This is a genomic window from Streptantibioticus silvisoli, from assembly GCF_027947535.2.
GTDB classification, from domain to species: domain Bacteria; phylum Actinomycetota; class Actinomycetes; order Streptomycetales; family Streptomycetaceae; genus Streptantibioticus_C; species Streptantibioticus_C silvisoli.
The window spans coordinates 18,448-37,098 of record NZ_JAAGKO020000002.1; the positions used below are offsets into that span (position 1 = coordinate 18,448).

The following is an 18,651-nucleotide window of genomic DNA, read 5'->3' on the forward strand; positions in this document are numbered from 1 at the left end:
GCGCGTTCCGCCGGGCCGTGTCGGCCGGCCGGTACGCACGCGCGGGGGAGCACGCCGAAAGGAGCCACCACGTGTCCGAGCTTCCCGTTCCCGAGCTGCCGATCCTCGATCCGCTGGCCGCGCTGCGCCGCGCCGGGGACCCCGGGACCGACGTCTACCTGACCGGGACCGTCTTCCTGGACATCATCTTCACCGGCATGCGCAGCGCACCGGTACGCGGCACCGAGACCTGGGCCCGCGGCATGGGCTCCAGCCCCGGCGGCATCGCCAACATGGCCACCGCCCTGGCCCGGCTGGGCCTGCGCACCTCGCTGGCCGCCGCGTTCGGCGACGACGTCTACGGCGACTTCTGCTGGGAGTGCCTGGAACGCGACGAGGGCATCGACCTGACGCACTCGCGCCGGGTCCGCGGCTGGCACTCGCCGGTGACGGTCTCCATGGCGTACGAGGACGAGCGCACCATGGTCAGCCACGGCCACGAGGCCCCGCCGCCGGAGGAACCCGCCCCCAGCTGCCCGCCGGCCTCCCGCGCGTCGATCGCCTCGCTGGCCCAGGGCCGCCGCGAGGAGTGGATCGAGCACGCCGCCCGGCACGGCAGCCGGATCTTCGCCGACGTCGGCTGGGACGAGACCGGCCGCTGGGACCCCGCCGACCTCGCCGACCTCGAACACTGCGACGCCTTCCTGCCCAACGCCGACGAGGCGATGCGCTACACCCGTACCGACGACCCGCGCATGGCGGCCCGCAAGCTCGCCGAACGCGTGCCGGTCGCCGTCGTCACCATGGGCTCGCGCGGCGCGTGCGCGGTCGACTCCGCCACCGGGGAGTCCGCCGAGGTGCCCGCCCTGCTGGTCGACGCCCTCGACCCCACCGGCGCCGGCGACGTCTTCGTCGCCGGGTTCGTCACCGGCTCACTGGCCGGCTGGCCGCTGGCCGACCGGCTCGCCTTCGCCAGCCTGACCGCCGCGCTGTCCGTCCAGGAGTTCGGCGGCTCGCTGTCCGCGCCCGGCTGGGTGGAGATCGCCGCCTGGTGGCAGCACGCGAAGTCCTACGACGACCAGGACCGCGCCGCGCTGCGCCGCTACGCCTTCCTCGACGACCTGCTGCCCTGCGGCTCGCGCCGCTGGCCGCTGCGCCGCGCGGTGCCCACCATCGGCTTCCGCACCGGATGATCGGCCGAAGCACCGGGTGACCGGCCAACGTACCGGGTGACCGGCCGGCGCACGCGGTGCGCGGGGCCCGCGGGCCGGGCCGGCGGCGGAACCGGACGGCAAATGCCCTCGGTACGTGGCGCCCCGGCGTCGTACCCTGGACACCCAAGGCCTCACGCGGGCCCCATCGCACCGGAAAGCGGGACAGGTAGGCCCTAGAGCCGGCCCATGACACAGACACCGACCCAGCACCAGAAGCAGGCACGCGCCCACTTCGTCGTTCCGGCCAAGCACCCCATGGTCACCGTTCTGGGATCGGGTGACTCCCTGCTGCGCGTGATCGAGTCGTCCTTCCCCGAGGTCGACATCCACGTGCGCGGCAACGAGGTCAGCGCCACCGGCGACGCCGCCGAAGTGGCCCTGGTCCAGCGGCTGTTCGACGAGATGATGATCGTGCTGCGCGCCGGTCAGCCGATGACCGAGGACGCGGTGGAACGCTCCGTCGCGATGCTCCGCAAGAGCGGCACCCCCGGCGCCGACCCCGAGACCCCGGCCCAGGTGCTGACGCAGAACATCCTGTCCAGCCGCGGCCGCACCATCCGGCCCAAGACGCTCAACCAGAAGCGCTACGTCGACGCCATCGACACCCACACCATCGTCTTCGGCATCGGCCCGGCCGGCACCGGCAAGACCTACCTGGCGATGGCCAAGGCCGTGCAGGCCCTTCAGTCCAAGCAGGTCAACCGGATCATCCTCACCCGCCCCGCGGTCGAGGCCGGCGAACGCCTCGGCTTCCTGCCCGGCACCCTGTACGAGAAGATCGACCCCTACCTGCGCCCGCTCTACGACGCGCTGCACGACATGGTCGACCCCGACTCCATCCCGCGCCTGATGGCGGCCGGCACCATCGAGGTCGCCCCGCTCGCCTACATGCGCGGCCGCACGCTCAACGACGCGTTCATCATCCTCGACGAGGCGCAGAACACCTCCGCCGAGCAGATGAAGATGTTCCTCACCCGGCTCGGCTTCGACTCCAAGATCGTGGTCACCGGCGACGTCACCCAGATCGACCTGCCCGGCGGCGGCACCAAGAGCGGCCTGCGCCAGGTCCAGGAGATCCTCGACGGCGTCGACGACGTGCACTTCGCCCGCCTGAACAGCACCGACGTGGTCCGCCACAAGCTCGTCGGCCGGATCGTGGACGCCTACGAGGCGTTCGACAGCCGCACCGGGCAGCCCCCGGCCGCCGGCTCCCGCAGCGACAGAAAGTAACAGACACCGCACCATGTCGATCGACGTCAACAACGAGTCCGGGTGGGAGTTCGACGAGCAGTCGGTGCTCGACGCCGCCCGCCACGCTCTTCAGTCCCTGCGCATCCACCCGCTGTCCGAACTGTCCGTCATCGCGGTGGACGCCGCGGCCATGGAGCAGCTGCACCTGCAGTGGATGGACCTGGCCGGCCCCACCGACGTGATGTCCTTCCCGATGGACGAACTGCGCCCGCCCGGCAAGGACGACGACGAGCCGCCGCAGGGCCTGCTCGGCGACATCGTGCTGTGCCCGGAGGTCGCCAAGCGCCAGGGCGAGGCCGCCGAGAGCCGGCACACCATGGACGAGGAGCTGCAACTGCTCACCGTGCACGGGGTGTTGCACCTGCTGGGCTACGACCACGAGGAACCGGCGGAACGCACCGAGATGTTCGGCCTGCAGAAGACCATCCTGGACGAATGGCGTGCCGCGCGCGGCGCCACCGGGCCCTCACCGGCCCCGACCACCCACTGACGCCGTGATCGTCGCCAGTGTCCTGCTGATCGTCGTCGCCTGGCTCGCCGCGTGCGCCGAGGCCGGCCTCGCCCGGGTCACCCCGTTCCGGGCCGAGGAGGCGGTGCGCGGCGGCCGGCGCGGCAGCGCCAAACTGCTGGCCATCGCCTCCGACCCGGTCCGCTACCTCAACGTCGCCCTGCTGGTCCGGGTCGCCTGCGAGACCTCCGCCGCGGTCCTCATCACCGTCTACGCCGACCGGCACTTCGACCGCCTGTGGGAAGTCCTGCTGGTCGCCATCGGCGTGATGGTGCTGGTCAGCTACGTGGCCGTCGGCGTCTCCCCGCGCACCATCGGCCGCCAGCACCCGCTCAACACCGCGACCGCCGCCGCCTACGTCCTGCTGCCGCTGGCCCGCGTCATGGGCCCGGTGCCCAAGCTGCTGATCCTCATCGGCAACGCGCTCACCCCCGGAAAGGGCTTCCGCCAGGGCCCGTTCGCCTCCGAGGCCGAACTGCGCGCCCTGGTCGACCTCGCCGAGCAGGACAGCCTCATCGAGGACGACGAACGCCGCATGGTGCACTCGGTCTTCGAACTCGGCGACACCCTGGTGCGCGAGGTCATGGTGCCGCGCACCGACCTGGTGATGATCGAACGCGGCAAGACCATCCGGCAGGCCCTCACCCTCGCGCTGCGCAGCGGCTTCTCCCGCATCCCGGTCACCGGGGAGAACGAGGACGACATCGTCGGCATCGTCTACCTCAAGGACCTCGCCCGCCGGGTGCACATCAACCGCGAGACCGAGGCCGACCAGGTCTCCACGCTGATCCGGCCCGCCAGCTTCGTGCCCGACACCAAGAACGCCGGCGACCTGCTGCGCGAGATGCAGAGCGTGCGCAACCACGTCGCCATCGTCGTCGACGAGTACGGCGGCACCGCCGGCCTGGTGACCATCGAGGACATCCTGGAGGAGATCGTCGGCGAGATCACCGACGAGTACGACCGCGAACTCCCGCCGGTCGAAGACCTCGGCGACGGCCGGTTCCGCGTCACCAGCCGCCTCGACATCGGCGACCTCGGCGAGCTGTACGGGGTCGAACTCGACGACGAGGACGTCGAGACCGTCGGCGGGCTGCTCGCCAAGTCCCTCGGCCGGGTGCCCATCCCGGGCGCCAGCGCGGTCGTCGTCCTGCCCGCCGACGCCTCGGCGCCCTCCGTCCACGCCCCCGCCGCACTGCGCCTGACCGCGGAGTCCCCGGCCGGCCGCCGCAACCGCATCGGCACGGTCCTGGTCACCCCGGTCGAGGACGAGCAGGCGGCGGACTCCTGAGGGCGGGTTCCCGGGGGCAGCAGACCGGCGGATTCCTGAAGATCCTCCGGCTATGCTCGCTCGTATGAGCGACTCCCTGGGCCCCGAGGACCGCAAGATCATCACACTGGCGCGTTCCGCCCGCGCCCGCAACGGCGTACCGGAGGGCGCGTCGGTCCGCGACGAGACCGGCCGCACCTACGTGGCGGTCACCGTGGACCTGCCGTCGCTGCCGCTGAGCGCGCTGCGCACCGCGGTCGCGATGGCCGCCGCCGGCGGTGCCACCTCGCTGGAGGCCGCCGCCGTGGTCAGCGAGGCCACCGAGGTCACCGCCGAGGACGCCGCCGCCGTGCGGGACCTCGGAGGCCCGGGCACCCCGATCCTGCTGGCCGGCCCGGACGGCACGCTGGCCGCCACCACGACCACCTGAGCGCGGCCGGGGCGGCCGGCGGTCGGGACAGCGCCGCGGATCGGGGACAATGGGCGCCATGAGCGCTCGCACCCCCATCGAAGAGACCTCGCACCGCGCCGGATTCGCCTGCTTCGTCGGCCGTCCCAACGCGGGCAAGTCCACCCTCACGAACGCTCTGGTCGGTCAGAAGGTGGCGATCACCTCCAACCGCCCGCAGACCACCCGGCACAGCGTGCGCGGCATCGTGCACCGCCCGGACGCCCAGCTCGTGCTGGTCGACACCCCCGGGCTGCACAAGCCCCGCACCCTGCTCGGCGAACGTCTCAACGACGTGGTGCGCACCACCTGGGCCGAGGTCGACGTCATCGGCTTCTGCCTGCCGGCCGACCAGAAGCTCGGCCCCGGCGACCGCTTCATCGTCAAGGAACTCGCCGGCATCAAGAAGACCCCCAAGGTCGCCGTCGTCACCAAGACCGACCTGGTCGACAACGAGCGCCTCGCCGACCAGCTCATCGCCGTCGACCAGCTCGCCATCGAACTCGGCTTCGAGTGGGCCGAGATCGTCCCGGTCTCCGCCGTCGGCGACAGCCAGGTCGGCCTGCTCGCCGACCTGCTGGTGCCGCTGATGCCGACCGGGCCCGCGCTCTACCCGGAGGGCGACCTCACCGACGAGCCCGAGCAGATCATGGTCGCCGAACTCATCCGCGAGGCCGCGCTCGAAGGCGTCCGCGACGAGCTGCCGCACTCCATCGCGGTCGTCGTCGAGGAGATGATCCCCCGCGAGGACCGCCCGCAGAACAAGCCGCTGCTCGACGTGCACGCCAACATCTACATCGAGCGCCCCAGCCAGAAGGGCATCGTCATCGGCCCCAAGGGCGCCCGGCTGAAGGAGGTCGGCACCAAGTCCCGCCAGCACATCGAGGCACTCCTGGGCACCCCGGTCTTCCTCGACCTGCACGTCAAGGTGGCCAAGGACTGGCAGCGCGACCCCAAGCAGCTGCGCAAACTCGGCTTCTGAGCGAGCTGCCGCCGGCGCCGCCGGCGGTCGCGCCCGCACCTCCGTCCCCGCCCCGCACCGCTGACCCGGTGCTGCCGGCGCCGCCGGCGGTCGCGCCCCGGGGTGCCGGGTTCGGGCGCCGGTCATGTGCGGGCTGCCGACCTGATCCCGGCCCGCACCGGTGCCGGTGCCACCGGCGGTCAGAGGCGCACCTCCGCTCCCCGGCCCGCTCCCGCCCCGCTGACGCCGGTCGGACGCTGACCTCCGCCCCGCTCCCACCGCTGACGCCGGTCAGCCGCCCACCCCCCGTCCCCGCCCGCCCCGCTGACGCCGATACCGCCGGCGGTCGGGCCCGCTGGCGTCGGTCGGACGTGCGCCTCCTCCGTCCCCGCCCGCACCGCTGACCCGGTGCCGCCGGCGGTCGGGCCCGCTGGCGTCGGTCGGGCGCGCACCTCCCCGGACCCCGCCCGCGCCGCGCCCCCGCCCCCGCCGTCAGGTGCCCCGCTCCAGCACCAGCCGGATCAGTTCGCGCTGGGCCGCGGTCAGCCGGGGGTCGGCGCAGCGGGCGGTGCGGCCGTCCGCGGTGATCTCGTACCGGTAGCCGTCCGGCACGCCCCCGGCGCGGGCGCCGGCGCCGCCGCCGCGGGCGTCCGTACCGGGGGTGAGGGCCGCACGGGCCAGGGAGTGCAGGCGGTCCGCGTCGGGGTGGCCTTCGGTGTCGAGGGCGGCGCTGACGGTGCGGCCGGTCAGGCCGCCGGTCCTGGTGACGGTTATCCGCATGATCACCTCCGCTCCGGCTGGCGGGCCGCCTCGGCGGCCTGGCGGGGCAGCGTGCTGTCCGAGCGGCTGGTGGGGACGCCGACACCGGCCCAGGCGGCCGTCACCGCGCGGTGCTCCTCCCCGTCACCGTAGCGCCCGAGCGCGGTGGCGGCGGTGGCGGCGGCGAAGCCGATGAAGTCGACGTCGGGGCGCAGTTGTCCGCCGGTGAGGGTGTCGTACCAGATCTGCCCGGCGCGTTCCCACGCGTGGCCGCCGAGCGCGGTGGCCACCAGGTAGAAGGCGTGGTTGGGGATGCCGGAGTTGATGTGGACGCCGCCGTCGTCCGCGGTGGTGGCGTCGTAGTGGATCATGGTGCCCGGCTGCGGGTCCTTGCCCAGGACCGGGTCGTCGTAGGCGGTGCCGGGGGCCTTCATGGAGCGCAGCGCGACGCCGTTGACGTGCGGGGCCAGCAGGCCGGCGCCGATCAGCCAGTCCGCCTCGTCCGCGCTCTGCCCCAGGGAGTGCTGTTTGACCAGCGAGCCGAAGACGTCGGAGATCGACTCGTTGAGCGCGCCGGACTGCCCGTGGTACGTCAGGTTGGCGCTGTACTGCGTGACGCCGTGGGTCAGTTCGTGGCCGATGACGTCGACCGCGACGGTGAAGTCGTTGAAGACCCGGCCGTCGCCGTCGCCGAAGACCATCTGGGTGCCGTCCCAGAAGGCGTTGTCGTACTGCTCGCCGTAGTGCACCGTGCCGATGAGCGGCAGGCCGGCGCCGTCGACGGAGTGCCGGTGGTAGACGTCGAGGTAGAGGTCGAAGGTGGCGCCGAGGCCGTCGTAGGCGCGGTTGACGGGGGCGTCCTTGACCGGCTTGCCGCCCTCGGAGCGGACCTTGCGGCCGGGGAGTCGTTCACTGTGCCGGGCGTCGTGGATGGTGCGCTCGGCGGTGTCGGCGGGCGCGGCGCCGGCGGCCGGGGGTGCGGCGGTGCGGGCGGTGGTGTGCCGGCGGACCCGGTGCGCGGCGTCCAGCTCCAGGGAGCGCCGGGCGGGCAGGTGGATGTCCGGGTCGGGGTGCGCGGCGAGCCGTTCGAGCATGTGCGGCGGCACGACCGCACAGGGGACGGGCGTTCGTGGCCCGTGCGGTGCGACGCTTTCCGTGAGGCGTTCCATGGCGTGCTCCCAGTGCTGCTCCAGGCGGGGTTTCTCCTGTGGGTAAATGTGGCACTGCGTAGCGCTGTTGTAACTCATCGTGGTCGAAGTTGCCTGGAAAGAGTGGAAGATGGTGCTGTGGGGTTTGACGACGTCTTGCATGGTGAGAGGGATCGGGTGCCGGCTGGGCCTGGCGCCGCCGCTCGGTTAGGCTTCCCGCATCATGCGTTTCGGGCTGCTTCTCCTTAGCTGCCGCGGCGAGGGCCTGTAAGTCGAGGCCGACCCCCTCCCCGCGGAGTTGTGTGGTGCGATCCCGCAGCCGTCGGTCGTCTCCGGACCAGTGACCCAGGAGCCACTCCGCATGAGCAGTCCCCTCTCCGCAGGCCGTCCCACGCCGATCACCGCCGCCACCGTGCGGCAGCGGCCCTCGGGCATGCCGGTCCACCGCTACGGCCGCTACGAGGCCGTCGACATCGCGGACCGCACCTGGCCCGGCAACCGGATCACCGCCGCGCCCCGCTGGCTGTCCACCGACCTGCGCGACGGCAACCAGGCGCTGATCGACCCGATGTCCCCGGCCCGCAAGCGGGCGATGTTCGACCTGCTGGTCCGCATGGGGTACAAGGAGATCGAGGTCGGCTTCCCGTCCTCCGGCGCCACCGACTTCGACTTCGTACGCTCGATCATCGACGAGGGCGCCATCCCCGACGACGTGACGATCTCGGTGCTGACCCAGGCCCGCGAGGAGCTCATCGAGCGCACCGTCGAGGCGCTGGCCGGCGCGCCGCGGGCCACCGTGCACCTGTACAACGCCACCGCGCCGCTGTTCCGCCGGGTCGTCTTCCGCGGCGGGCGCGAGGAGACCAAGCGGATCGCCACCGACGGCACCCGCCTGGTGATGGAGTACGCCGACAAGCTGCTGGGCGAGGAGACCGTCTTCGGCTACCAGTACAGCCCGGAGATCTTCACCGACACCGAGCTGGACTTCGCGCTGGAGGTCTGCGAGGCGGTGATGGACGTCTGGCAGCCCGAGGAGGGCCGCGAGATCATCCTCAACCTGCCGGCCACCGTGGAGCGTTCGACGCCCTCCACGCACGCGGACCGCTTCGAGTGGATGTCGCGCAACATCAGCCGCCGCGAGCACGTCTGCCTGTCGGCGCACCCGCACAACGACCGCGGTACCGCGGTGGCCGCCGCCGAGCTGGCCGTCATGGCCGGCGCCGACCGCATCGAGGGCTGCCTGTTCGGCCAGGGCGAGCGCACCGGCAACGTCGACCTGGTCACCCTGGGCATGAACCTGTTCTCCCAGGGCGTCGACCCGATGATCGACTTCTCGCAGATCGACGAGATCCGCCGCACCGCGGAGTACTGCAACCAGATGGAGGTCCACCCGCGCCACCCCTACGCGGGCGACCTGGTCTACACCTCCTTCTCCGGCTCCCACCAGGACGCCATCAAGAAGGGCTTCGAGGCGCTGGAGGCCGACGCCGCCGCGCAGGGCAAGCCGGTGCGGGACATCGCCTGGGCGGTGCCGTACCTGCCGATCGACCCCAAGGACGTCGGCCGCTCCTACGAGGCGGTCATCCGGGTCAACTCCCAGTCCGGCAAGGGCGGGGTGGCCTACGTGCTGAAGAACGAGCACAAGCTCGACCTGCCGCGCCGCATGCAGATCGAGTTCTCCCGCATCATCCAGGCCAAGACGCACAGCGAGGGCGGCGAGGTCACCCCGGCGCAGATCTGGTCGGCCTTCCGCGACGAGTACCTGCCGACCGACGACGCGCCGTGGGGCCGCATCGACCTGGGCGCCACCCGTACCTCCACCGACGCCGACGGGCACGACGTGCTCACCGCCGAGGCCGTGGTGGACGGCGGCCGGACCACGCTGACCGGCACCGGCAACGGCCCGATCTCGGCGTTCTTCGACGCGCTGGCCGCGGTCGGCGTCGACGCGCGGCTGCTGGACTACCAGGAGCACACGCTGAGCGAGGGCGCCAGCGCCCGGGCGGCCTCCTACATCGAGTGCGCCATCGACGGCCAGGTGCTGTGGGGCATCGGCATCGACCCGAACACCACCCGTGCCTCGATCAAGGCGGTCGTCTCGGCCGTCAACCGGGCGTTCCGCGGCTGACCCGGCCGGCCGCCGGGTGCGCCCGGGTATCGACCACCCTGCCCCGGCCCGTTCCGTACGGGCCGGGGCAGGCCGTTTTCCCGCGGTTTTCGGGCGGACCGCGCACACGCTACTGACGTCGCCGCGCACTGTGGTTAACATCACTCCAACACGGCGCCGTTGCCGGAGCGTTATGTCACTCTGCGCGCGCGTGCCGTGACTCGTTCCTGGACGCACCGCCGGGAGGACGCGACGTGGACCTGCCAACGCTGGAGCTGCACTGCGGCGGACTGTTCATCATGGGTGTGCGCACCACCTGGCACACCGAGTCGGACGGCGAGTTCTACTGCGCCGCCTGCGGGGGAGACCGCAACTACCTGCGCCGCAGCGGCGTCCGGCGACTGACGGTCCTCAACGTCCCGCTGCTGCACCGCGGCACGGTCGCCGCCGTGGCCGAGTGCGGCACCTGCCACGAACGCTATGACCTGGACGCCCTCGAACTGCCGACCTCGGGGCGGTTTTCGGCCATGCTGCGGGAGGCGGCGCACGCCGTCGCGCTCGCGGTGCTCAGCGCCGGCGGGGCCGCCGCCCGGCCGGTGCGGGAGGCGGCGCTGGAGACGGTGCGCGAGGCCGGTGGCGCGGACTGCGCCGACGACCGGCTGGCCGGACTGCTGGCCGCGCTCGACGCCGACGGGGACCGTCCGCCGGACGCGGGGCCGGGCGGAGGCGAGGACGGCCCGGCCGGCCCGGACGACCTCGACGCCGTTTGCGAGGCCCGGCTGGCCATCGAGCTGCACGAGGCGCTGGAGCCGCTGACCTGCCACCTCGCCCCGCAGGGCCGCGAGCACATCCTGCTCCAGGGCGCCCGCATCGCCCTCGCAGACGGCCCCTACCTGCCGGCCGAACGCGAGGTGCTCGCCGCCGTCGGCCACTGCCTCGGGCTGCCCCGCGAGGACACCGCCCGCCTGCTGGAGGCCGCCACCGGCACCCCGTCGTGACCCGGCCCGCCCCGGCGGCCCACGGGCGGCCGGCGGGGCCGGCGCAGGGTGTCGGGGCGGGTGGGGCGTGCGCGGCGGTACGCGACAATGAACGCATGACCCTGTTCCGCGACGACGGCGTGGTGCTGCGCACCCAGAAGCTCGGTGAGGCCGACCGCATCATCACCGTGCTCACCCGCCACTCCGGCCGGATCCGGGCGGTCGCGCGCGGGGTACGGCGCACCAAGTCGAAGTTCGGCGCGCGGCTGGAACCGTTCTCCCACGTGGACGTGCAGTTCTTCGCCCGCGGCAGCGAACTCGTCGGCCGCGGGCTGCCGTTGTGCGACCAGGTCGAGTCGATCGCGGCGTACGGCAGCGGCATCGTCGCCGACTACACCCGCTACACCGCCGGCACCGCGATGCTGGAGACGGCCGAACGCTTCACCGACCACGAGGGCGAGCCGGCGCTCCAGCAGTACCTGCTGCTGGTCGGCGGCCTGCGCACCCTCGCCTCCGGCGCTCACGAACCGCGCCTGGTGCTCGACGCCTTCCTGCTGCGCTCGCTGGCCGTCAACGGCTACGCGCCCAGCTTCGACGCCTGCGCCAAGTGCGGCATGCCCGGACCGAACCGGTTCTTTTCGGTCGCATCCGGAGGAGTGGTGTGCGCGGAATGCCGGGTGCCCGGCAGCGTCGTACCCTCAACGGAGTCACTGGAGCTGCTGGGGGCGCTGCTCACCGGCGACTGGCAGACCGCGGACGGCTGCCAGGACCGGCACGCCCGCGAGGGCAGCGGGATCGTCGCCGCGTACCTCCAGTGGCACCTGGAGCGGGGACTGCGCTCCTTGCGGTTCGTCGAGAAATAGGAGAATCACGCGCATGGCACGTCGTGGGCTGCTCAGCCGCAACCGCCGCGAGTACCGGGTCCCCGACCCGCACCCCTCCGGTGCCCGGCCGCCCAAGATCCCCGCCGAGCTGGTGCCGGGCCACGTGGCCATCGTCATGGACGGCAACGGCCGCTGGGCCAAGGAACGCGGCCTGCCCCGCACCGAGGGCCACAAGGTCGGCGAGGGCGTCGTCATGGACGTGCTCAAGGGCTGCATCGAGATGGGCGTCAAGAACCTGTCGCTGTACGCCTTCTCCACCGAGAACTGGAAGCGCTCGCCCGAAGAGGTCCGCTTCCTGATGAACTTCAACCGCGACGTCATCCGCCGCCGCCGCGACGAGATGGACGAGCTGGGCATCCGCATCCGCTGGACCGGCCGCATGCCCAAGCTGTGGAAGTCCGTGGTGGAGGAGCTCCAGATCGCGCAGGAGCAGACCGTCGACAACGACGCGATGACCCTGTACTTCTGCGTCAACTACGGCGGCCGCGCCGAGATCGCCGACGCCGCCGCCGCGATGGCCGCCGACGTCAAGGCCGGCCGGCTCGACCCGGCCAAGGTCAACGAGAAGACGCTCGCGAAGTACCTGTACTACCCGGACATGCCCGACGTCGACCTGTTCGTGCGGCCGTCCGGCGAGCAGCGCACGTCCAACTACCTCATCTGGCAGTCCGCCTACGCGGAGATGGTCTTCCAGGACGTTCTGTGGCCGGATTTCGACCGTCGCGACCTGTGGCGGGCCTGCCTGGAGTACGCCTCCCGTGATCGCCGCTTCGGCGGCGCGCTGCCCAACGAGATGCGGGCCCTGGACAAGAACGCCGACCCGAGCGACTGACCGCACCGGTCCCGCGCCGGTTCCGGCGGCGCGGTCTCAGCCGGACGTGCCGCAGCCGGCGGCGCAGTCGGCGCAGGTGCCGGTGATCTCGATGGTGTGGTCGACCTCGACGTAGCCGTGTTCGGCGGCGACGGAGTCGGCCCACTTCTCCACCGCGGGCCCCTCCACCTCCACCGCCTTGCCGCACGAGCGGCACACCAGGTGGTGGTGGTGACCGCTGCTGCACCGCCGGTAGACCGCCTCGCCCTCGCTGGTGCGCAGCACGTCGACCTCGCCGGCGTCGGCCAGCGACTGCAGGGTGCGGTAGACCGTGGTCAGGCCGACCGAGTCGCCCCGGTGCCGCAGCATGTCGTGCAGTTCCTGCGCGCTGCGGAACTCGTCGACCTGGGCGAGCGCGGCGGACACCGCGGCCCGCTGCCTGGTCGCACGGCCCCGCACGGGCGGGTTGACGGTGGCCACGATCGTCCTCCTCGGGGTCCCCGGACCGGATGGCGGGCTGGCGGGGTGCCGGTGCCCTCCCATTGTGCCAGCGACGGATGATCACCGGGCCGGCGAACCCCTCCGGCCACGCCCCGCGGCCCGCCGGATCGGGCCCCGGAAGGCCACCGATTTGATCCGGGGGGTGCGGACGCCGGTAACCTGAAGTATTCGCTGGGCCGCGACGGGCCGCATCACCACTCGACACGCGGAAGCCTGCGGACCCCACATGACCGCTTCGTCGTACTGAAGAGAGCACCGTGGCCGCCGACAAGATCGACACCATCGTCAGCCTGAGCAAGCGCCGTGGCTTTGTCTACCCCTGTAGCGAGATCTACGGCGGTTCGAAGGCCGCCTGGGACTACGGGCCGCTCGGCGTGGAGCTCAAGGAGAACATCAAGCGCCAGTGGTGGCGCTCCATGGTCACCTCGCGCGACGACGTCGTCGGTCTCGACTCGTCCGTGATCCTGGCCCCCGAGGTGTGGGAGGCATCCGGTCACGTCGCCACCTTCAGCGACCCGCTGACCGAGTGCACCTCCTGCCACAAGCGCTACCGGGCCGACCACCTGGAGGAGGCGTACGAGGCCAAGCACGGCCACCTGCCCGCCAACGGCCTGGCCGACATCAACTGCGCCAACTGCGGCACCAAGGGCGCCTTCACCGAGCCCAAGCAGTTCTCCGGCATGCTGGCCACCCACCTCGGCCCGACCCAGGACAGCGGCTCGGTCGCCTACCTGCGTCCGGAGACCGCGCAGGGCATCTTCACCAACTTCGCCCAGGTGCAGCAGACCTCGCGCAAGAAGCCGCCGTTCGGCATCGCCCAGATGGGCAAGTCGTTCCGCAACGAGATCACCCCGGGCAACTTCATCTTCCGCACCCGTGAGTTCGAGCAGATGGAGATGGAGTTCTTCGTCAAGCCGGGTGAGGACGAGAAGTGGCAGGAGTACTGGATGGAGCAGCGGTGGAACTGGTACCGCGACCTCGGCATCCGCGAGGAGAACATCCGCTGGTACGAGCACCCCGCGGAGAAGCTGTCGCACTACTCCAAGCGCACGGCTGACATCGAGTACCGCTTCAACTTCGGCGGCAGCGAGTTCTCCGAGCTGGAGGGGGTGGCCAACCGCACCGACTACGACCTCGGCGCGCACTCCAAGGCGTCCGGCCAGGACCTGTCGTACTTCGACCAGGAGGCCGGCGAGCGCTGGTTCCCGTACGTCATCGAGCCGGCGGCGGGCGTCAACCGCGCCATGCTGGCCTTCATGCTCGACGCGTACAACGAGGACGAGGCGCCCAATGCCAAGGGCGTCCTGGAAAAGCGCACCGTGATGCGCCTCGACCCGCGGCTGGCCCCGGTCAAGGTCGCGGTGCTCCCGCTGTCGCGCAACCCGGAGCTGTCGCCCAAGGCCAAGGGTCTGGCCGCCGACCTGCGCCGCAACTGGAACATCGACTTCGACGACGCCGGCGCCATCGGCCGCCGCTACCGCCGCCAGGACGAGATCGGCACCCCGTTCTGCGTGACCGTCGACTTCGACACCCTTGAGGACAACGCGGTGACCGTGCGCGAGCGCGACACCATGAAGCAGGAGCGCATCTCCCTCGACCAGGTCCAGGGCTACCTGGCCGGCCGCCTGCTGGGCTGCTGAGCCGCTGACGCACCCGAGGGGCCCCGCACGTCCGCACCGGACGCGCGGGGCCCCTCGGCGCGTTCCCGCCGGCCCTGACGGGCACCCGCCCCGGGCACGTCAGCCCAGCAGTTCGGCCACGATGCGGTCGAGTGCCGCCAGGTCCCGCGGGGCGAGCGTGCGCAGGGCCGGCGGCGGGGTGTCCATGATCCGGTCGGCCTCCCGCGCCGCCGCCCGCCCGGCAGCCGTGACGCGGACCACCTTGCAGCGCCGGTCGTCCGGGTGCGGGGTGCGGTCGGCCAGGCCGCGCCGCACGAGGTCGTCGACGATGACCGTGGTGTAGGGCGCGTCGACCACCAGGAACTCGGCCAGCGCGCGCAGCGTCAGCGGTTCGGCGGCCACCCGCCGCAGCGCCTTGACCCGGTTGAAGCTCATGCCGAGGGCGTCGGCCACCTCCTTGCGGCGGTCGTGCCGCTCCAGCAGCAGCGTCCGCAGCCCCCGCCAGGCGTGCAGCGCGGTGCGGTCCGGGTCCGTGCCGGGATCGGGGGCGGGATCGGGGGCGGCCGGGGCTTCGGCGGCGGCCGGGAGCTCGGGGGCGGCCGGGGCTTCGGGGTCGGGATCGGGGGAGGCCGGGGCGGCCGTCATCCCACGTTCACCGGCGTCCTGGCCTCTTCCGTTTGCAGCCGTTCCGCGGTGCGGGCGGCGGTGGAGCGGGCCCAGCGGCCGGAGGTGACGGCGCCGACCACCAGCACCGCGCCGCCGCAGCCGGCGATGATCCACCAGGCGGTGCGCCCCGCGTCGGTGAACGCCTGGCCGTAGCCGCCGTTGACGCCGGCGGCCATGACCGCGCCGATGACGGCGACGCCGAGCGAGCTGCCGATCTGGCGGCTGGTGGAGGCGACCGCGGCGGCCACTCCGGCCTGGGCGCGCGGCATGCCGGACACCGCGGTGTTGGTGATCGGCGCGTTGACCAGGCCGAAGCCGATGCCGAAGACGACGTACCCGGCGAACAGCAGCGTGGTCGAGGTGTGCGCGGAGTACTTCAGCGCCTGGAAGACCCCGCTGGCGCACAGCGCGGTGCCGGCCAGCAGCAGCGGCGTGCGCGGCCCGCGGCTGGCGACGATCCGCCCCGACAGCGGCGCGAAGACCAGCGCCATCGCGGCCATCGGCAGCATGTACAGCCCGGCGTGCAGCGCGTCCAGGTGCCGGACGTTCTGCAGGTAGAGGGTGTTGAGGAACAGGAAGCCGCCGAGCGCGGCGAAGCCGGACACCGCGATCACGGTGGCCCCGGAGAACGGCGCGCTGCGGAAGAACCGCAGGTCGATCAGCGGTTCGCGGCGCCGGGGTTCGTAGATCAGCAGCGAGACCAGCGAGACCACCGCGAGTGCCACGCAGCCGAGGATCAACGGCGAGGACCAGCCGCGGTCCGGCGACTCGATGATCGCGTACGTCACCGAGGCCAGCAGCGCGATCATCAGCGCCTGGCCGACCGGGTCGACCCGGCGGGCCTTGGGCGCCCGGGACTCCGGGACGAACAGCCGGGTCAGCACCAGGGCGGCCAGGCCGATGGGCACGTTGATCCAGAAGATCGCCCGCCAGCTGGTCGTCTGCACCAGCAGGCCGCCGACGATCGGGCCGATCGACATGCTGATGCCGACCACGCCGCCCCACACGCCGATCGCCCGGGCCCGTTCCTTGGGGTCGGTGAAGACGTTGGTGATGATCGACATCGCGACCGGGTTGAGCATCGAGCCGCCGATCGCCTGGAGCATGCGGGCCGCGATCAGCCACGGCAGGCTCGGCGCGAGGCTGCACAGCAGCGAGGCGACGGTGAAGACGGTCAGGCCGACCTGGAAGGTGCGGCGCCGGCCGATCCGGTCGGCGGTGGAGCCCGACAGCATCAGCAGGCTGGCCAGCACCAGGGTGTAGGCGTCGATCGTCCACTGGAGCCCGGAGACGCTGGTGTGCAGCTGGCGCTGCATCGACGGCAGGGCGACGTTGAGAACGGTGTTGTCCAGGCTGACGATCAGCAGGCTCATGCAGCAGATCGCCAGCACCAGCAGACGCCGCCGGCGGGTCAACTCGGGCACGGGGCTTCTCCGGTACGTGCGGGTGCGGGCGCGGGCGTGGTGGGGCGCGCGGTGCGGTGCGCGGTGGTCGGGGGTACGGGTGCGGTAGTTGGTTGTGCGGTCATAACTATTTTTACAATACAACTATTCCCCGCCGACCCGGCTTCTCCCGCTCCCCGGCCCCGCGGCGCACGGGCCCCAGCGCCCTCCGGAGCCCCACGGGCGTCCGCGGGCACCCGCGCGCACGCGGCCACCCGCGGAACGCGCCGCCTACCGAGCCGACAGCCCCCGCAGGACCAGCGCCACCACCGCGTCGTGCGCCTCCTCGATGCCGGCGGCCGACCAGTGGGCGGCGTGGACCGGGTCGTGGAAGCGGACGGTGGCGTCGAAGACGGCCTGGGCGGCGGTGGCCGGGTCGGCGGCGGGGCCGTCGGCGGCGAACTCCCCGCGGGCGGCGCCGTCCTCGATGATCACCCTCAACTGGCCGCACAGATCCGCCAGATGGGACCGTACGACCGCGCTGTGCTCGCCGAACAGCGACCGGTAGGTGGCGAACAGCTCCGGATCGCCCAGTGCCTTGCGGCGTTTGGCGGCGAACAGCGCCCCCAGCCACGCCGCCAGCCGCTCCGGCGCCGGCCCGGCGGCGGACGCGATGCCGGCCAGTTCGCCGTGCGCGCGCTCCAGCCAGCGGCCGGTGACCGCCTCGCGCAACGCCACCTTGCTGGGGAAGTGCCGGTAGACGCTGCCGTGGCTGACCCCCAGCGCGCGGGCCACGTCCACCACGGTGGCCTTCGCGGGGCCGAAGCGGCGCAGCACGTCCTCGGTGGCTTCCAGGATGCGCTCGGGGGTCAGGACGTCCGGCGGCATGGGGGTCCGGCCTTTCTGCGGGGGCTACTTCTTCTCGCTGTCCAAGTGGTGCATCTGGGCCGCAGGGTAGCGCTCGCCCGCCGCGGCGCCCGGCGGAACGGCCCGCTCGATGGCGGCCAGGTCCTGCGGCTCCAGCGTGACGTCCAGGGCGCCGAGCGCCTCGTCGAGCCGGGTGCGGCTGCGCGCGCCGATGAGCGGCACGATGTCCTCGCCCCGCGACAGCACCCAGGCGATGGCGGTCTGCGCGACCGAGGCGCCTTTGGCGTCGGCGACCTCGCGCAGCGCGTCGACCAGGCCGAGGTTGCGCTCCAGGTTGTCGCCCGTGAAACGCGGGCTCATCCCGCGGAAGTCGCCCGGGGTCAGGTCGCGGTCGCGGGTCCAGTGGCCGCTGAGCAGGCCGCGGGCCAGCACGCCGTACGCGGTGACGCCGACGCCGAGTTCGCGGGCGGTGGGCAGGATGTCGTCCTCGATGCCGCGGGAGAACAGCGAGTACTCGATCTGCAGGTCGCTGATCGGCGCGACCGACGCCGCCCGCCGCAGGGTGTCGGCCGACACCTCCGACAGCCCGATGTGCCGCACCCAGCCCGCCTCGACGGCCTCCGCGATCGCGCCGACGGTCTCCTCGATCGGCACGGCGGGGTCGACGCGGGCGATGCGGTAGACGTCGAGGTGGTCGGTGCCGAGGCGGTTGAGCGAGTAGGCCAGGAAGTTGCGGACCGCCTGCGGGCGGCCGTCGTAGCCGGACCAGCCGCCGGCCGCGTCGCGCAGCGCGCCGAACTTGACGCTCAGCTGGACGCTGTCGCGGTCCTGTCCGGCCGCCGCCAGTGCCTCGCCGATGAGCATCTCGTTGTGGCCCATGCCGTAGAAGTCGCCGGTGTCCAGCAGCGTGACGCCGGCGTCCAGGGCCGCGTGGATGGTGGCGATCGACTCCTTGCGGTCCGCCGTGCCGTACAGGGCCGACATCCCCATGCAGCCCAGTCCGATCGCCGAGGTCTGCGGTCCGGTGCTTCCGAGGTGGCGCGTGCGCATGGTTTCGCTCCTTCGTTGGATTCCCGACTCAAGAGTGACATGTGTGATGACAGATTTCAATATCTGTCATCCATCACCGGCTCGCGTACCCCGGACCCGCCGGACCCTCGCCCGACGCCCCCGCCCGCCGACCTCCTCGCCCGAGGCCCCCGCCCGCCGAACCCCTCGACCGCCGGTCCCGTCCCCCGGGACTCCGTCGTCCCCGTCTCCCTCCCGTCCCCTCGCCCCGCGATACGCGGTCCGTCGGGT

18 protein-coding genes are annotated in these 18,651 nt (G+C 72.4%); 11 read left to right on the forward strand and 7 right to left on the reverse strand.

What is annotated here, in order from left to right:
* Positions 1-71: 71 nt before the first annotated feature.
* From POF43_RS01625 to era, 6 genes are all read left to right on the forward strand, one after another.
* Positions 72-1,172 carry a carbohydrate kinase family protein gene (locus POF43_RS01625; RefSeq protein WP_271322910.1) on the forward strand — a complete coding sequence of 367 codons (1,101 nt, stop codon included), beginning with the start codon at positions 72-74 and terminating at the stop codon, positions 1,170-1,172.
* Positions 1,173-1,379: 207 nt separating this feature from the next.
* Entirely contained in the window at positions 1,380-2,423 is a 1,044-nt protein-coding gene (locus POF43_RS01630) for a PhoH family protein (protein WP_271322911.1), read from the forward strand.
* A 13-nt stretch (positions 2,424-2,436) separates the two neighbouring features.
* Positions 2,437-2,934 carry an rRNA maturation RNase YbeY gene (gene ybeY / locus POF43_RS01635; RefSeq protein ID WP_271316449.1) on the forward strand — a complete coding sequence of 166 codons (498 nt, stop codon included), beginning with the start codon at positions 2,437-2,439 and terminating at the stop codon, positions 2,932-2,934.
* 4 nt (positions 2,935-2,938) lie between these two features.
* Entirely contained in the window at positions 2,939-4,243 is a 1,305-nt protein-coding gene (locus tag POF43_RS01640) for a hemolysin family protein (protein ID WP_271322912.1), read from the forward strand.
* 52 nt (positions 4,244-4,295) lie between these two features.
* Complete coding sequence (locus POF43_RS01645) at positions 4,296-4,652, forward strand: cytidine deaminase-like protein (RefSeq protein ID WP_271316447.1); 357 nt, start codon at positions 4,296-4,298, stop codon at positions 4,650-4,652.
* A 58-nt stretch (positions 4,653-4,710) separates the two neighbouring features.
* Entirely contained in the window at positions 4,711-5,652 is a 942-nt protein-coding gene (gene era, locus POF43_RS01650; RefSeq protein WP_271316446.1) for a GTPase Era, read from the forward strand.
* A gap of 471 nt (positions 5,653-6,123) precedes the next feature.
* On the opposite strand, the gene POF43_RS01655 is transcribed toward era, so the two are convergent.
* Both POF43_RS01655 and POF43_RS01660 read right to left on the reverse strand, forming a co-directional pair.
* Positions 6,124-6,411: a protealysin inhibitor emfourin gene (locus tag POF43_RS01655; protein ID WP_271325157.1), complete on the reverse strand. Its 288-nt coding sequence runs from the start codon at positions 6,409-6,411 to the stop codon at positions 6,124-6,126.
* A gap of 2 nt (positions 6,412-6,413) precedes the next feature.
* A complete protein-coding gene (locus POF43_RS01660; RefSeq protein ID WP_271314711.1) occupies positions 6,414-7,559 on the reverse strand; it encodes a M4 family metallopeptidase in 1,146 nt (381 codons plus the stop codon).
* A gap of 340 nt (positions 7,560-7,899) precedes the next feature.
* On the opposite strand from POF43_RS01660, the gene leuA reads away from it, so the two are divergent.
* From leuA to POF43_RS01680, 4 genes are all read left to right on the forward strand, one after another.
* Positions 7,900-9,666 carry a 2-isopropylmalate synthase gene (gene leuA / locus POF43_RS01665; protein ID WP_271314712.1) on the forward strand — a complete coding sequence of 589 codons (1,767 nt, stop codon included), beginning with the start codon at positions 7,900-7,902 and terminating at the stop codon, positions 9,664-9,666.
* Positions 9,667-9,899: 233 nt separating this feature from the next.
* On the forward strand, positions 9,900-10,643 hold the full coding sequence (locus POF43_RS01670; protein ID WP_271314713.1) for a TerB family tellurite resistance protein: 744 nt from the start codon (positions 9,900-9,902) through the stop codon (positions 10,641-10,643).
* A gap of 95 nt (positions 10,644-10,738) precedes the next feature.
* Complete coding sequence (gene recO, locus POF43_RS01675; protein ID WP_271317581.1) at positions 10,739-11,485, forward strand: DNA repair protein RecO; 747 nt, start codon at positions 10,739-10,741, stop codon at positions 11,483-11,485.
* Between the two features lie 13 nt (positions 11,486-11,498).
* Positions 11,499-12,338 (forward strand): isoprenyl transferase, encoded by an 840-nt coding sequence (locus tag POF43_RS01680; RefSeq protein ID WP_271317579.1) that lies wholly within the window; start codon positions 11,499-11,501, stop codon positions 12,336-12,338.
* Between the two features lie 36 nt (positions 12,339-12,374).
* Here POF43_RS01680 and POF43_RS01685 read toward each other — a convergent pair whose 3' ends face one another.
* Entirely contained in the window at positions 12,375-12,797 is a 423-nt protein-coding gene (locus tag POF43_RS01685; RefSeq protein WP_271317578.1) for a Fur family transcriptional regulator, read from the reverse strand.
* Positions 12,798-13,075: 278 nt separating this feature from the next.
* On the opposite strand from POF43_RS01685, the gene POF43_RS01690 reads away from it, so the two are divergent.
* Positions 13,076-14,458: a glycine--tRNA ligase gene (locus POF43_RS01690; protein WP_271317577.1), complete on the forward strand. Its 1,383-nt coding sequence runs from the start codon at positions 13,076-13,078 to the stop codon at positions 14,456-14,458.
* Positions 14,459-14,557: 99 nt separating this feature from the next.
* Here POF43_RS01690 and POF43_RS01695 read toward each other — a convergent pair whose 3' ends face one another.
* The 4 genes from POF43_RS01695 to POF43_RS01710 all read right to left on the reverse strand — a co-directional run bounded on the left by POF43_RS01695 (position 14,558) and on the right by POF43_RS01710 (position 18,402).
* Complete coding sequence (locus POF43_RS01695) at positions 14,558-15,082, reverse strand: MarR family transcriptional regulator (RefSeq protein ID WP_282704361.1); 525 nt, start codon at positions 15,080-15,082, stop codon at positions 14,558-14,560.
* Positions 15,079-16,527 (reverse strand): MFS transporter, encoded by a 1,449-nt coding sequence (locus tag POF43_RS01700; protein WP_271317915.1) that lies wholly within the window; start codon positions 16,525-16,527, stop codon positions 15,079-15,081. Before POF43_RS01700 ends, POF43_RS01695 begins: the two co-directional genes overlap by 4 nt.
* A 249-nt stretch (positions 16,528-16,776) precedes the next feature.
* The gene (locus POF43_RS01705; RefSeq protein ID WP_271325430.1) at positions 16,777-17,373 is read right to left on the reverse strand and encodes a TetR/AcrR family transcriptional regulator; all 597 of its coding nucleotides are present in this window, start codon (positions 17,371-17,373) and stop codon (positions 16,777-16,779) included.
* Positions 17,374-17,397: 24 nt separating this feature from the next.
* Complete coding sequence (locus POF43_RS01710; RefSeq protein ID WP_271325429.1) at positions 17,398-18,402, reverse strand: aldo/keto reductase; 1,005 nt, start codon at positions 18,400-18,402, stop codon at positions 17,398-17,400.
* Between the last annotated feature and the right edge of the window lie 249 nt (positions 18,403-18,651).

What these genes read in the sequence shown, in the direction of transcription:
- POF43_RS01630 (WP_271322911.1), top strand. Translation starts at nt 1,380, where the DNA reads ATGACACAGACACCGACCCAGCACCAGAAGCAGGCACGCGCCCACTTC.
- ybeY (WP_271316449.1), top strand. Translation starts at nt 2,437, where the DNA reads ATGTCGATCGACGTCAACAACGAGTCCGGGTGGGAGTTCGACGAGCAG.
- POF43_RS01645 (WP_271316447.1), top strand. Translation starts at nt 4,296, where the DNA reads ATGCTCGCTCGTATGAGCGACTCCCTGGGCCCCGAGGACCGCAAGATC.
- era (WP_271316446.1), top strand. Translation starts at nt 4,711, where the DNA reads ATGAGCGCTCGCACCCCCATCGAAGAGACCTCGCACCGCGCCGGATTC.
- POF43_RS01655 (WP_271325157.1), bottom strand. Translation starts at nt 6,411, where the DNA reads ATGCGGATAACCGTCACCAGGACCGGCGGCCTGACCGGCCGCACCGTC.
- POF43_RS01660 (WP_271314711.1), bottom strand. Translation starts at nt 7,559, where the DNA reads ATGGAACGCCTCACGGAAAGCGTCGCACCGCACGGGCCACGAACGCCC.
- leuA (WP_271314712.1), top strand. Translation starts at nt 7,900, where the DNA reads ATGAGCAGTCCCCTCTCCGCAGGCCGTCCCACGCCGATCACCGCCGCC.
- recO (WP_271317581.1), top strand. Translation starts at nt 10,739, where the DNA reads ATGACCCTGTTCCGCGACGACGGCGTGGTGCTGCGCACCCAGAAGCTC.
- POF43_RS01680 (WP_271317579.1), top strand. Translation starts at nt 11,499, where the DNA reads ATGGCACGTCGTGGGCTGCTCAGCCGCAACCGCCGCGAGTACCGGGTC.
- POF43_RS01695 (WP_282704361.1), bottom strand. Translation starts at nt 15,082, where the DNA reads ATGACGGCCGCCCCGGCCTCCCCCGATCCCGACCCCGAAGCCCCGGCC.
- POF43_RS01705 (WP_271325430.1), bottom strand. Translation starts at nt 17,373, where the DNA reads ATGCCGCCGGACGTCCTGACCCCCGAGCGCATCCTGGAAGCCACCGAG.
- POF43_RS01710 (WP_271325429.1), bottom strand. Translation starts at nt 18,402, where the DNA reads ATGCGCACGCGCCACCTCGGAAGCACCGGACCGCAGACCTCGGCGATC.